The organism is Streptomyces sp. NPDC043867 (assembly GCF_056435845.1).
On sequence record NZ_JBWKDS010000030.1, the window covers coordinates 94,636 to 108,347 of the forward strand.

12 protein-coding genes and 1 pseudogene are annotated in these 13,712 nt (G+C 73.0%); 9 read left to right on the forward strand and 4 right to left on the reverse strand.

Going from position 1 to position 13,712, the window contains the following annotated elements; all coding sequences use genetic code 11:
- Positions 1–33 precede the first annotated feature (33 nt).
- From AC069T_RS26750 to AC069T_RS26780, 7 genes are all read left to right on the forward strand, one after another.
- Positions 34–1,017, forward strand: coding sequence for an aldo/keto reductase (locus AC069T_RS26750; RefSeq protein ID WP_478785157.1), 984 nt, complete (start codon positions 34–36; stop codon positions 1,015–1,017).
- A 227-nt stretch (positions 1,018–1,244) separates the two neighbouring features.
- Entirely contained in the window at positions 1,245–1,955 is a 711-nt protein-coding gene (locus AC069T_RS26755; RefSeq protein ID WP_478785158.1) for a TetR/AcrR family transcriptional regulator, read from the forward strand.
- A 26-nt stretch (positions 1,956–1,981) separates the two neighbouring features.
- A complete protein-coding gene (locus AC069T_RS26760) occupies positions 1,982–3,133 on the forward strand; it encodes an FAD-dependent oxidoreductase (protein ID WP_478785159.1) in 1,152 nt (383 codons plus the stop codon).
- A 309-nt stretch (positions 3,134–3,442) separates the two neighbouring features.
- Entirely contained in the window at positions 3,443–3,637 is a 195-nt protein-coding gene (gene tgmA / locus AC069T_RS26765) for a putative ATP-grasp-modified RiPP (protein ID WP_358853153.1), read from the forward strand.
- A 13-nt stretch (positions 3,638–3,650) separates the two neighbouring features.
- Positions 3,651–4,601 carry an ATP-grasp ribosomal peptide maturase gene (tgmB, locus tag AC069T_RS26770; RefSeq protein ID WP_478785160.1) on the forward strand — a complete coding sequence of 317 codons (951 nt, stop codon included), beginning with the start codon at positions 3,651–3,653 and terminating at the stop codon, positions 4,599–4,601.
- Positions 4,602–4,776: 175 nt separating this feature from the next.
- Positions 4,777–5,184, forward strand: a complete 408-nt coding sequence (locus tag AC069T_RS26775; RefSeq protein ID WP_478785169.1) for a YciI family protein — start codon at positions 4,777–4,779, stop codon at positions 5,182–5,184.
- Positions 5,181–6,326, forward strand: a complete 1,146-nt coding sequence (locus AC069T_RS26780; RefSeq protein ID WP_478785161.1) for an RNA polymerase sigma factor — start codon at positions 5,181–5,183, stop codon at positions 6,324–6,326. Before AC069T_RS26775 ends, AC069T_RS26780 begins: the two co-directional genes overlap by 4 nt.
- A 58-nt stretch (positions 6,327–6,384) precedes the next feature.
- Here AC069T_RS26780 and AC069T_RS26785 read toward each other — a convergent pair whose 3' ends face one another.
- The 3 genes from AC069T_RS26785 to AC069T_RS26795 form a co-directional block, all read right to left on the reverse strand.
- The gene (locus tag AC069T_RS26785; protein WP_478785162.1) at positions 6,385–8,019 is read right to left on the reverse strand and encodes a protein kinase domain-containing protein; all 1,635 of its coding nucleotides are present in this window, start codon (positions 8,017–8,019) and stop codon (positions 6,385–6,387) included.
- Positions 8,020–8,185: 166 nt separating this feature from the next.
- Complete coding sequence (locus tag AC069T_RS26790) at positions 8,186–9,400, reverse strand: 4-hydroxybenzoate 3-monooxygenase (protein ID WP_478785163.1); 1,215 nt, start codon at positions 9,398–9,400, stop codon at positions 8,186–8,188.
- 220 nt (positions 9,401–9,620) lie between these two features.
- Complete coding sequence (locus tag AC069T_RS26795) at positions 9,621–10,592, reverse strand: LLM class F420-dependent oxidoreductase (protein WP_478785164.1); 972 nt, start codon at positions 10,590–10,592, stop codon at positions 9,621–9,623.
- 291 nt (positions 10,593–10,883) lie between these two features.
- Between AC069T_RS26795 and AC069T_RS26800 the strand changes: the two genes are divergently transcribed.
- Together AC069T_RS26800 and AC069T_RS26805 are read left to right on the forward strand one after the other, a co-directional pair.
- A complete protein-coding gene (locus tag AC069T_RS26800) occupies positions 10,884–12,365 on the forward strand; it encodes a serine hydrolase domain-containing protein (protein WP_478785165.1) in 1,482 nt (493 codons plus the stop codon).
- Between the two features lie 275 nt (positions 12,366–12,640).
- A complete protein-coding gene (locus AC069T_RS26805; RefSeq protein WP_478785166.1) occupies positions 12,641–13,303 on the forward strand; it encodes a site-specific integrase in 663 nt (220 codons plus the stop codon).
- 6 nt (positions 13,304–13,309) lie between these two features.
- On the opposite strand, the pseudogene AC069T_RS26810 reads toward AC069T_RS26805, so the two are convergent.
- Positions 13,310–13,678, reverse strand: a pseudogene (locus AC069T_RS26810) (transposase); the annotation flags it as partial.
- Positions 13,679–13,712: the final 34 nt, after the last annotated feature.

The window sequence follows — 13,712 nt, forward strand, 5'->3', positions numbered from 1 at the left end:
CGCGCGCGGACGGGAAGGTGTCAGACTGGCGCCATGAACGAGCGCGAATTCGGCAGGTCAGGACAGCATGCATCGGTCATCGGCCTCGGCACGTGGCAGCTGGGCGCGGACTGGGGCGACGTGAACGACCAGGACGCCCTTGCCGTGCTGGAGGCGGCGGCGGAGTCGGGGGTGACGTTCTTCGACACGGCCGACGTGTACGGCGACGGGCGCAGCGAGCAGACGATCGCCACGTTCCTGCGCGGCCGGCCGGATCTGCATGTGCTGGTCGCGACCAAGATGGGCCGTCGCGTCGACCAGATCCCGGAGAACTACGTCCTCGACAACTTCCGTGCCTGGAACGACCGGTCCCGCCGCAACCTCGGCGTCGACCGCATCGACCTGGTGCAGCTGCACTGCCCCCCGACCCCCGTCTACTCCTCCGACGAGGTGTTCGACGCCCTCGACAGCCTGGTCGCGGAGGAGCGGATCGCCGCGTACGGGGTGAGCGTCGAGACGTGCGACGAGGCGCTGACGGCCATTGCCCGCCCGAACGTGGCGAGCGTCCAGATCATCCTCAACCCCTTCCGCATGAAGCCGCTCCGGGAGGTCCTCCCGGCGGCGGCCGAGGCGGGCGTCGGGATCATCGCCCGGGTTCCGCTGGCCTCCGGGCTGCTGTCGGGCAAGTACACGAAGGACACCGTGTTCGGTGCGAACGACCACCGGACGTTCAACCGGCACGGTGAGGCGTTCGACCAGGGCGAGACCTTCTCCGGCGTCGACTTCGCCACCGGGGTGGAGGCGGCGGCCGAGTTCTCCGCCCTCGCTCCGGAGGGCTTCACCCCGGCTCAGCTGGCGCTGCGCTGGATCGTGCAGCAGCCCGGCGTGACCACGGTGATCCCGGGCGCCCGCTCGCCCGAGCAGGCCCGCGCCAACGCGGCCGCCGCGAGGATGCCGGAGCTGCCCGCCGAGACCCTCGACGCGATCGAGGACCTCTACACCCGCAGGATCAAGGAGCAGGTGGAGAGCCGCTGGTAGCGGCCGACGGGACTGCCGCAGGACCGGAGGGGCTGGAGAAGGATCCAGCCCCTCCGGGCGTTTCGGGACCCGGAGCGGGACCGGGGGTCGGTCCTGCCATGGCCGGGCTCCTGGCGGGACGAGTGAGCCGCGCAGGGCGGGGAGACGCACACCACCGGGGGCACGCCCGTGACGAACATGTTCGTCACGTACTTGTTCTGAACGAACATGTTCGTTACCTTGAAGGAGTGACAGCACACCCCCCGGAACGGCCCGCCCCCCGCCCGAGCCGTCGCGAACGTCCGGCCAAACCCGCGCTGACCAGGGAAGGCATCATCGCGACCGCCGTAGCGCTGATGCACGCCGAAGGTCTCCAGCGGGTCACCATGCGCCGCCTGGCGCAGGAACTCGACACCGGCCCCGCCTCGCTCTACGTGTACGTGCGCAACACCGCCGAACTGCACGCGGCGGTCCTCGACGACATGCTCGGCACCGTCGACCTGAGCCCGGCCGCCGCGACCGGCGACTGGCGGGACCGCCTCGTCGGCGTGCTCACCTCCTACACCGCGGTGCTGTTCGAGCACCCCGGGCTCGCCCGTTCCGCTCTGGTGGCCCGCCCGAGCGGCGGCCACTACCTGGACCTGCTGGAGGCCCTGCTCGCGCTGCTGCGCGAGGGCGGCGTCCCCGGCGCGCGGGCGGCGTGGGCGGTCGACCTGCTGCTGCAGTACGCCACCGCGACCGCCGCCGAGCACGCCGCCGGCGACAAGGACCCCGCCGACACCGAGGGGGAGTGGGCGGCGCTCGCCACCGCCCTGCGCGGCGCCTCCGGCGACAGGCACCCGAACGTGGCCGCCCTGAACACCGAACTGCTCTCCGGACCCGGAGAGGCCCGCCTGGACTGGGGCTTCGAGGTCCTGGTCAACGGAATCCTGCACACCCCCGGACCTGACGCACCGTGACGCCCACCGCCACCAGGAGAAGAGCCATGACCACACCCCACTACCCCCTGGCCGTGATCGGCGCGGGCCTCGGCGGGCTCACGCTCGCCCGGGTCCTGCACGTCCACGGCATCGAGGCCGCCGTGTTCGACCTCGACGCCTCCCCGGCCGCCCGCACCCAGGGCGGCATGCTCGACATGCACGAGGACTCCGGGCAGGCGGCGCTGCGGGCCGCCGGCCTGCACGACGCGTTCCGCGACCTCGTCCACCCCGGGGGCGAGGCCATGCGCGTCCTGGACAAGGACGGCACCGTCCGGATGGAGGACGACGGCGCGGACGGCGAACGGCCCGAGATCGCCAGGGGAGCGCTGCGCGACCTGCTGCTCGGTTCCCTGCCCGAGGGCGCCGTCCGCTGGGGCGCCAAGGTCACCGGCGCGCGGACCCGGGACGACGGCCGGCACGAGGTCACACTCGCCGACGGACGGACGTTCACCGCCGACGTGCTGATCGGCGCCGACGGGGCCTGGTCGAGGGTGCGCCCCCTGCTGTCGGACGCCGCTCCCGTCTACTCGGGGCTGTCCTTCGTGGAGGTGCACCTGCTCGACGCCGACACCCGGCACCCGGACGCCGCCGCCGTCGTGGGAGAGGGCATGCTGTTCGCGCTCTCGGACGAGAAGGGCATCCTCGCCCACCGGCTCCCCGGCGGTGCGCTGGAGGTGTACATCGCCCTCAAGTCGCCCGCCCAGTGGGCCACCTCCGGTCCCGTCGACTTCACCGACACGGACGCCGCGAAGAAGGCGCTCGCGGACCACTTCGACGACTGGGACGAGCGGCTGAGGTCCCTGATCACCGGCGCGGACGGCGCACTCGTCCCCCGGCCCCTCCACGCCCTGCCGGTCGGCCACCGCTGGACCCGCACGCCCGGCGTCACCCTGCTCGGGGACGCGGCGCACCTGATGTCGCCGTTCGCCGGTGAGGGCGCCAACCTCGCCATGCTCGACGGCGCCGAACTCGCCGCCGCCCTCGCGGCCCACCCCGGTGACGTCGAGAGCGCCCTGGACGCGTACGAGGGGGCGCTGTTCCCGCGGAGCGAGGCCGCGGCCGCCGAATCCGCCGCGAACCTGGACATCTGCTTCGGCCCGGACGCACCGCAGGCACTGGTGGACCAGATGGCCGGCTACCGCGAAGGCGCCGTCTGACCCGCCGGTCGCGCCACAGGTCGCCAAGCGGCCCGGCACCGCGTGCGGGACCGACCCCGGCAGGGCTGCGCCCGTGACTGCGGCGGCTCCGTGCGGACACTCATCGTGTTCTCATGGAGCCGCACCTCCCGGGCGGGAACTCTCCCTGTCGGCTGCGGCGTTGACGGTGCGAAGGACGCCGCGTCGCACGCACCCCGGATCCGCGATGTGACGGCCTTCACGTTCATGTGTCGGAAAGTGATGAATTCCTTACAGGGGAAACACGTACCGGTGTGCGTAGAGGCATCGTCAGACCGCGGGAGGTTCTTCGTGCGACCGTTCACGCTCGACTACGCCCTGACCACAGGGCAACCGGCGGCCGCTCTGCCTCCGTACCACTTCGACGCGTCGCTCCAGCTGAACGTGCTGCCGGACGGCCGCCCGGCGGTGAGTGACCGGGCGCTCCTCCTGGCCGCGGGCACCACGACCTCCACCGCCGGTTCCCAGACGCACTTCGACGACTGACGGACCGCCGCGGATGACCGTTCTGGTCCTCACCGCCGAGCAGGATGTCACCGCCGACATGGTCGTGGCCGAACTGAACGCGCGCGGTGTCCCGGTGGTGCGCCTCGACCCCGCCGACGTCCCCGACAAGGCCGTCCTGTCCGCCGACTACGCCCACGGCGACTTCGAGGGCCACCTCTCCGTGAACGGGCATGTTCTGAGCATGACGGGCCTGCGCTCCGTCTGGGTACGGCGGCCGGGCGAACCGGCCGCCCACGCGGCGCACGCCTCACCGTGGCTCACCGCCGAGACCCGGCAGGCCCTGTTCGGCATGCTGTACTCGGCCGTCACCCGCTGGATGAACCACCCGAGCAGCGCCGAGCAGGCCCGGCACAAGCCCTGGCAGCTGCGGGTCGCGCACCTCAGCGGATTCGCCGTGCCGCCGACGGTCGTCACCACCGCACCGCGGGTGGCGCAGCAGTTCGTGGCGGAGTACCGGCAGGTGGTCGTGAAGTCGGCCTCGGGCCCGCCGCCCGGCGACCCCACGGTGTCCCTGCCGACCACGCTCATCGGACCCGACGCGGACTTCACCGGTGTCGCCGCCGGCCCCGCGCTGCTCCAGCGGTACGTGCCCAAGCGGGCCGACATCCGGCTGACCTGCGTCGGAACCCGCCTGTTCGCCGCCCGGAAGGCCGCCGCCCCCGGACAGATCGACGGGCGCTACGGCGACACCGGCCACACCTGGGAGACCGCCGCCGTGCCCGACCGCGTCGCCCGGTCGGTCCAGGAGTACCTGGCGTTCACCGGACTCGCCTACGCCGCCTTCGACTTCGCCGAGGACGCCGAGGGGCTCTGGTGGTTCCTGGAGTGCAACCAGGGCGGACAGTTCGGCTTCGTCGAACTGGAGACCGGGCAGCCCATCGCCGAGACAGTCGCCCAGTGGCTGGCCCACCGAAGACCGGGCCGGGACGCCCGGCCGGCCTGAGCGGCACCGACGGTCACTCCCGGTGGAGTGTCCCGGGGCCGTCCTCCGGCCTCTCCCGGGGCCGTCTTCGGGATCCGTGAGAAAAATGTGCGGTGGGATGTCGAGAACCCGAGCCCGGCTTCGTCCCCTGAGTGAACGCGGCCACCAGGGGCCGCACCGCACCAAGGAGAACATGATGGCCAAGTACCTGCTGCTCAAGCACTACCGGGGCGCGCCGGCACCGGTCAACGACGTGCCGATGGACCAGTGGGACCCGGCGGAGGTGTCGGCCCACGTGCAGTACATGCGTGACTTCGCCGCCCGCCTCGAGGGCACCGGCGAGTTCGTCGACAGCCAGGCGCTCTCCCCGGAGGGCACGTTCGTCCGCTACGACGGCGAGGGGCGGCCCCCGGTCACCGACGGCCCGTTCGCGGAGACCAAGGACCTGATCGCCGGCTGGATGGTGATCGACGTCGAGACCTACGAGCGCGCGATCGAGCTGGCCGGCGAACTGTCTGCGGCTCCCGGCGCCGGCGGGAAGCCGATCCACGAGTGGCTCGAGGTGCGCCCCTTCTACGCCGAGCACTGCAGGGCCACGGAGTGAACGAGTCGCTGCTCCGGGAGCTGGTGCCCGCGGTGATCGCTGTTCTCGTCCGTCGCGGAGCCGACTTCGCGGCGGCCGAGGACGCCGTGCAGGAAGCCCTGGTCGAGGCCGTGCGGGGGTGGCCCGACGACCCGCCGCGGGACCCCAGGGGCTGGCTGGTCACGGTGGCCTGGCGCAAGTTCCTCGACGCCGCCCGCGCCGACACCTCCCGCCGGCACCGGGAGGTACGCGTGGAGAGCGAGCCGGCGCCGGGACCGGGCGAGGCGGTGGACGACACGCTCCGGCTGTACTTCCTGTGCGCGCATCCGTCCCTGTCCCCGGCCTCGGCCGTCGCGCTCACGCTGCGCGCGGTCGGCGGTCTGACCACGCGGCAGATCGCGCGGGCCTACCTCGTGCCGGAGGCGACCATGGCCCAGCGGATCAGCAGGGCCAAGCGGACCGTCTCGGGCGTCCGGTTCAGCCGTCCCGGTGACGTCGCCACGGTGCTGCGGGTGCTCTATCTGGTCTTCAACGAGGGCTACTCGGGCGACGTCGACCTCGCGGCCGAGGCGATCAGGCTCAGTCGCCAGGTCGCGGCCGGCACCCGTCACGAGGAGGCCGCGGGACTGCTCGCGCTCATGCTGCTGCACCACGCGCGGCGCCCGGCGCGGACCGGCCACGACGGCAGGCTCGTGCCTCTCGCCGAGCAGGACCACCGCCTGTGGGACACCCGCATGATCACCGAGGGGGTCGACATCCTCCAGGCAGCCCTCGCCCGCGACCGCCTGGGCGAGTTCCAGGCCCAGGCGGCCATCGCGGCGCTGCATGCCGACGCCCGGACGGCCGAGGAGACCGACTGGGTGCAGATCGTCGAGTGGTACGACGAACTGGTGCGCCTCACCGACAGCCCGGTGGCACGCCTCAACCGGGCCGTCGCGGTCGGCGAGGCCGACGGCCCGCGGGCCGGCCTGGCCGCCCTGGCGGAGGTCGACTCCGCCCTGCCCCGCCACACCGCCGTCGCGGCATACCTGCACGAGCGCGACGGCGATCCGGTGACCGCGGCACGGCTCTACGCCGAGGCGGCCCGCTCGGCGGCCAGTGTCCCCGAGCGCGACCACCTCACCCGGCAGGCCGCACGGCTCCACGCGCGGCTGCGCCGGTGAGCGACGGCCGGCGGGCATCAGCAGTCCCGACGGGGATGCCCCGGCGGCCGGCGCCACCTCAGGTGCCGGAAGCGCGGAAGGAGCGCAGGAAGACGTTCAGCGCACGCCGGTTCGCGGCGTCGTCCCAGTCGGCGGCCGGGGTCGTCCAGCGGAAGGAGAAGCCCCGCCCGGACCCGATGACGAAGCCGCGCCCGAGGGTGCGTTGGCGCACGCCCCCGGAGTCCGAGAGCCACTCCAGGTCCGCCGCGTCGTAACCGCGGTAGTCGACGGCACGGATCTCGCCCACCCGTTCGTAGCGGACGGACGCCCGCTTCAGGGACGGCTCCAGTGCGCGCCAGACGTCGACCGGATCCGGCCCGAGCCGCTCGCTGTAGGTGATCGCCAGCGTGCGCGGGTCGCCGGGCGCACCGAACGTGACGCGGTAGGACACCTCGGAGGAGCCGGTGCGGTCGAGGGCCTTCCAGCCGGTGGGCAGAGCGATCGAGAACCCTTCGCGCGCCGCGTAGCGGCGGAAGCCGGCAGGCGGCTCGTCGCCGCCGGACGGAGCGGAGGGCACAGGCGACGCGGAGGCCGAGGCGGAGGCGGACGCGGAGGGGGATGAGGGTGACGGTGACCGGGACGAGGGAGGCCGCGACGCGGGCGGGTTCCCGTCGGCGGGCCCACCGGCCGTCGGCGGGGACGGCGTGGGGCGCGCCGCGAAGGAACCGCCGTCGAAGCCGCCGCCGGTCAGGGCGAGAGCAGCGAGTGAGACCCCGGCCACGGCGAGAGCCACCACCCCCAGCAGCGCCGGCCGGCCGACGCTCCGTCTGCTCCACACCCGGCCCGTCCGCCGGGCGGCGGCGTACGCGTCGCGCAGGCAGGGGAGGGGCGCCGCCTGTTTCGGTTCCCCGGGGTCCTCGCGCAGGATGCGGGTGAACGCGGCGCGGACGACCGGTTCGGGCAGGCGCTCCTGGGGATCTCTGCGGAGCAGCCCCTGTATGGCGGGGCCGAGCGGTCCGGCGCTCAGCGGGGACCGGATGGGCAGCAGATCGACCGCCCGCAGTGTCGCCTCGACCGGCCCCCGGTCCCGGACGGGCGGCCGCCCCTCCACCATCGTGTAGAGGATCGCCCCGAGGGCCCACAGGTCCGCCGCGGGACCGGTGCCCTCGCCGCGGGCCTGCTCGGGGGAGGCGTACGACGGGGCTGTGACCCGCGGGGACGACGCGGCTCCCAGCACGCCGAAGCCGGTGATCAGCACCCCGCCGTCGGTGCGGACGAACACCTGCCCGGGGCTGAGGTCGCCGTGCGTGATGCCCTCGCGGTGGGCCGCAGTGAGGACGTCGAGGATCGCGAGGCCCATCCGGGCCGCCCGCACATAGCTGACGGGACCGTGCCGCAGGAGGTCGTTGAGGGGAGCACCCTCGACACGTTCCATGACCGTCCACAGCGCGCCGTTCTCCTCGACGACGTCGAAGACGGCGGCCACCCGGCCGGGGCAGGCCAGTTCCACGGCCTCGGACTCGCGCAGGATCCGGGCGGCGGTACGGCGGGCGTCCGTTCCCGGGGCGGGCCGTGACTCCGTCAGGGAGACCGGCCGGTGGAAACCGACGTCCTGACCGTGCCAGCCGGTCCGGCCCTCCTCCCGGTGCACGACCTCCTGCGGCCAGTACCGTCCGGCGATCAACTCCTGTGTGGCGGTCTGCCCCTCGGTCATGATCATCCTTCGCTGCGCACCGGTCTCTCGCCTTTCCCGGTTGTACGGCGGGCGCGACCGCGGGTGTTCAACGTCTGCGCGATTTGGGGGCCGGTTTTTCTCCCGTCCCGCCCGCTTCGAGCACTCGTACGGACAACGGCCGGGATGCGTTGGCCAGTAGGTGACGCTAAGGAGCAATGCCGATGTACGACTCGGCGAAGGCGGTGCCCGCGGCCGGGGAGCGCAGCAGGCGCCGCAGCCGGGCCGCACCCGCACCCGCACGGAAGGGATCGCCCGACGACGGGCCGTGCAGCAGCTCGGCGAACCACTGCGAGAACTCCTGGTACTCCCACACCCGCCGCAGAGCGGTCGCCGAGTAGGAGCGCAGGCCGCTGTCATCGCCCTTCGCGCAGTACGCGACGAGCGCGTCGGCGAGCAGCAGGGCGTCGTGCAGCGCGAGGTTCATGCCCTTGGCGGCGATGGGCACGACGAGGTGGGCGGAGTCGCCCGCGAGATACAGACGCCCGTACGACATCGGCTCCACCACGTAGTTGTGCATGTCGAGCACCCGCTTCTCGATCAGCCGTCCCTCGGTGAGGGGAGGGGCTCCGGGCACGGAGAGCCGCTCCCGCAGCTCGGACCAGACGCGCTCGTGGGACCAGTTCTCCGGGTCGTCCCCGGGCGGACACTCCAGGTAGTAGCGGGTCATCCCGGGACTGCGGGCCATGTGGGCGGCGAACCCGCGCCGGTGTACGCCGAAGACCACGCAGTCGCTGGACGGGGGCGCCTCGGCGAGCAGCGCCAGCCAGCCCACGCCGTACTCGAGACGGGAGACGGGTGCGTGCTCGGCGGGCAGGTGGCCGCGTGTCACTCCGCGGGCCCCGTCGCAGCCGGCGACGACCGCGCAGTCGACGCGCCGCCGCTCACCGGTCGCCGGGTCCGTGTACGACACCGACGGCTCCGCGCCCCCGATGCCGGACAGTGCCACGTCGCGCACTCCGAAGCGGATGTCACCGCCCCGGACGTCCGCGTACTCCCGCACCAGGTCCGTCACCAGCAGGGGCTGCGGATAGACGAAGTGCCGGTCCCCGCTCAGTTCGGCGTAGCGGAACCGGTGCCGCTCGCCCGCGAACCGGAACTCGCACTCGTGGTGCGCCTGCGCTTGCTCCGTCAGCCGGGCGGCGAGCCCGTGCCGCCGCAGGGCACGCACCGCCCACTCCTCGATGAACCCCGCCCGCGGCCGCTGCTCGATGAACGCCCTGCTCTCGGTCTCCAGGACCACGCAGTCGACGGCGGCGGCCCGCAGGATGTTGGCGAGGGTCAGACCGGCCGGGCCCGCGCCGACGATGACGACGGGCGTGCGCTCGGCCGCGGCGGAGGAACTGGGGTCGGCTGAATTCACCGCACCATTATGCTCGCGGCACCCGAATCGGCCCGCGCCGCAGGTCAGTTGCGGGGCAGGCGGGCAGGCGGGCAGGCGGGCAGGCGGGCAGGCGGGCAGGCGGGCAGGCGGGCAGGCCGGCAGGCCGGCAGGCGGGCAGGCGGGCAGGCCGGCGCCGGCGCGGTCGTGCTCGCGCCGACGGCCACGCCGGGTCCCGCGCGCACGGGTGGCCTGCCCGCGGTCAGGCGAACGCGTCACGCAGCGCCGGCAGCAGTGTCTTCTCCGACCAGTCCAGATAGGCGTGCTGGGACTCGCCGCCGACCTGCACGAGCGCGACCTCGGTGAAGCCGGCCTCCGCGTAGGGGCGTACGGCCTCGACGAAGGCCTCCGGGTCGTTCCCGCACGGAATCGACTCGGCGACGTCGTCGGGCGTCACGAACTGGGTCGCCCCGGCGAACGACTTGGGGTGCGGCAGCTCGGAGTTGACCTTCCAGCCGCTGCCGAACCAGCGGAACTGGTCGTGCGCCCGCCGCACGGCCGCGTCCCGGTCGGGGTCGTAGCAGACCGGGAGCTGCCCCACCCGCGGCTTGCCCTGTCCGCCGTGCCGGTCGAAACCGTCGAGCAGCTCCGCCTTGGGTTCCGTGGCGATGACGAGGTCGGCGAGCCGGCCCGCCAGCCGGCACGAACGCTCCCCGGAGACGGCGACCCCGATCGGCGGCGCCTGGTCCGGGAGGTCCCAGAGCTTGGCCGACTCGACGTCGAAGTGCGTCCCGCGCCGGGTGACATGGCCGCCCTCGAACAGGTCGCGGATGATGCCGAGCGCCTCCTCGAACATCTCGTGCCGCACGTCGACCGACGGCCAGCCGCCGCCCACCACGTGCTCGTTGAGGTTCTCGCCCGAACCGAGCCCCAGCCGGAACCTGCCCTCGGACAGCAGCTGCATCGTCGCCGCCTTCTGCGCCACCACGGCGGGGTGGTAGCGGAAGGACGGACACGTCACGTACGTCATGAGGGGGATCCGCGAGGTGGCCTGGGCGGCGGCGCCGAGCACGCTCCAGGCGTACGGCGCATGGCCCTGCGACTCCAGCCACGGGAAGTAGTGGTCCGAGGTCACCGAGAAGTCGAACCCGACCTGCTCGGCCCGCACCACGTGGTCGACGAGGTCACGGGGTCCGGCCTGCTCCGTCATCATCGTGTATCCGATTTGCACCATGGAAGACGGGTCCCCGATCCGGTGATCCGGAAACAGCGGCCGTCCCCCGTACGGATCCATGCCCGCGCGGGACCTGCGGACTCCCCGTTTCCGTTCGCGTGGCGCCCCTGCACGACCTTGCCCCGGAAGCGGAAGCGGAAGCGGAAGCGGAAGCGGAAGGGGCTTGCAGGGGCACGTGGACACGGGGGACGCGTGGCGGAAAGATGGCGCGTGCACGCAGCCGCTGTTCCCGCCGACCAGGTTCGCCACCGCTTCTCATCGCCCCTGAGCCGCCTCCGGAGGCCGCCCCGCATGAGCGCCCGCCCGCTGTCCGTCAGCAGTCCCGCCGCCCAGGGCGTCGACGCTTCCGGCATCCACGCGTTCCTCGACGCCCTCGACGCCGCGCCCGACATCGAGCCGCACAGCCTGATGATCCTGCGGCACGGTCGTCTCGTGGCCTCCGGCTGGTGGGCGCCCTACGCTCCCGAACGCCCCCACCTGCTCTACTCCCTGAGCAAGAGCTTCACGGCCACGGCCGCCGGACTCGCCGCCGCCGAAGGGCTGTTGGACCTCGACGACCCGGTGATCACGTACTTTCCCGAATTCGAGGCCGACATCACCGACCCGCGCAGCCGCGCCATGCTGGTCCGGCACGTCGCGTCCATGGCCAGCGGACACCTCGCCGAGACCCACGACGTGGCCTTCCGGCGCGACCGCGCGGAGCCCGTACGCGGCTTTCTGCTCACCCCGCCGGACCGTGACCCGGGCACCGTCTTCGCGTACAACCAGCCGGCCACCTACACCCTCGCCGCGATCGTCCAGCGCGTGACCGGTCAGACGCTGACGGACTATCTGCGCCCCCGCCTGTTCGACCCGCTCGGCATCGGCGAGGTGGCCTGGCTCCAGCGGCCGCCCGGCCGCGACCTCGGCTTCAGCGGACTGCACGCCACGACCGACGCGATCGCCCGCCTGGGCCAGCTGTATCTCCAGGACGGGGTCTGGGAGGGGCGACGGCTGCTCCCGGCGGCATGGATCGCCGAGGCGACCCGCGCGCACATCTCCACCTCGGACGGGACCGCGGACGGCGCGGAGTCGGACTGGCAGCAGGGCTACGGGTTCCAGTTCTGGATGGCCCGGCACGGCTACCGCGGCGACGGCGCGTACGGCCAGTTCTGCCTCGTCCTGCCCGAGCACGACGCGGTCGTCGCGACGACCGCGGCGACCGAGCGGATGCAGGACCTGCTCAACCTCATCTGGCGGCACCTGCTGCCCGCGTTCGGTCCCTCGCCGCTTCCCGGCGGGGACGACGAGCGCCTCCGTGAGCGGCTCGCCGGGCTGGCCCTGCCGCCGGTCGCGGGGCGGGCCGAGCCGCAGGGGCGGGCGGAATCCTGGTCCGGGGCACGCTTCACACCCGAGCCGGACGAGGACGGAACCGCCCGGCCCAGGAGACTGACGGGCGTCGTGGTCGGCGGGGACGCGGACGGCTGGACCCTCCGCCTCGACGAGGGCGGCTCGGGTCTCGTCCTGCGGCTGGGCGACGCCGGATGGGCCCTCGGCACGGGACCGGTCCCCACCGCGGTGAGCGGGGGATGGCGCGACCCGGACACCCTGAGCGTGGACGTGCTGTTCCTGGAGACGCCGCACCGGCTGAGCGTCACCTGCGCGCTCAACACGCGTACGTTCACGGCGCGCTGGCACACGACACCCCTGCACGGCGGCCCGCTCAGCTCGCTGCGCGCACCGTCCCGCGACAAGGCGACGCCGGCTCCCGGCGCCGCGCCTGCCGCTCGCTGACCCGCGTCCGCGCCGCCCGCTGCCGCTGCTCGCCGACGGGCCTCCGGCGGTCGCGCCGTGCGGCGGCCGGTACCTGGTACCTGGTACCGGCGCGGGCTTCCTCGGCCGCTGCCCGGACGCGAGCCTTCTACGAACCGCGTCTGAGCGTCGACTGACTCGTGCCGTTCGTGGGCAGGCGGTCCAGTGAGTCGAATCATCATGTGCCCCTTGGTGCACTCGCGCACGGTTCCAACACCGGTTATGTCGTTGAGTGATTGAGCTGCTACATCCCGCTTATGTTCGCTGCGGACAGGCCGACCGCCGAGATCCTGCGGGTCGAGGTCACTGACACGCTGGCCTACTGGACGGTTCTTGCCGGGCCCACCTTGAGGGTCGTCGAGGACGTGGACGGCTTCCTCTGCCATCTGCGCTTCGGCCGGACCCGCGCGGAATCGACCACAAAGGCGTACGCAGGTCACCTCAAGCGCTTCCACGCCTGGTGCGGCGAACAAGGCCTGTCGCGGGAGCACGCGGCCGCCGAGCTCCCGCACTACCTGATGAAGCTGCGGACCACGCCCCGGCTGACGAGCGGCCGCGGCCAGGGGCAGCTGCCACAGGACTCCACGCTCGCCCCCGCCCTGGCGGCAATCCACGGCTTCTACCAGCACTTGGCCGACCTCCGCCGGATCAGTGCGAAGGCGGTCGACGCCCTGTTCGCCACCGCTCCGCACCTGGCGGCAGGAAAACTGGTACTTGAGCCGCGTATCCGCATCGATCCGCGGCCGAGTCACGCTTCCGGCCGGCCACCGGCCGCCAGCCACGAGGAGTTCGCCGCCCTCCTGCGTGCCACGAAGACCGCCCGCGACCGCTGCATGGTCGCTCTGCTCGGTGCGGTTGTGGAGTTCGGTTCGGCGTTCCCAGCGGACGGCGAGGCGTTTGAACTGGTGGAGCAGGGCTAAGGTCTGCTCGACGACGTAGCGGAGTTTGCCCAGGTCCTTGATGTTCGGGGCGCCCTTGCGGGAGATGACCGGCAGGATCCGGCGGCGTCGCAGCTCATGGCGCACGGCCTTCGAGTCGTAGGCCTTGTCGCCGAGGAGCGAGTCGGGTCGTCTGCGCGGGCGGCCGGGCCGTCCGGCGACGGGCGGGATGCCGTCGACCAGGGCGAGGATCCGGGTGACGTCGTTGACGTTGGCCGCGGTGGTGATGACCTTGAGCGGAGTGCCGCGTCCGTCGCAGATCAGGTGGTGCTTGCTGCCCGTCTTCCGCCGGTCGACCGGCGACGGACCGGTGTCGGCTCCCCTTTTTTCGCGCGGATGTGGGAGCCGTCCACACACGCGCGGGACCAGTCGAGTTCGCCGGCCGCGTTCA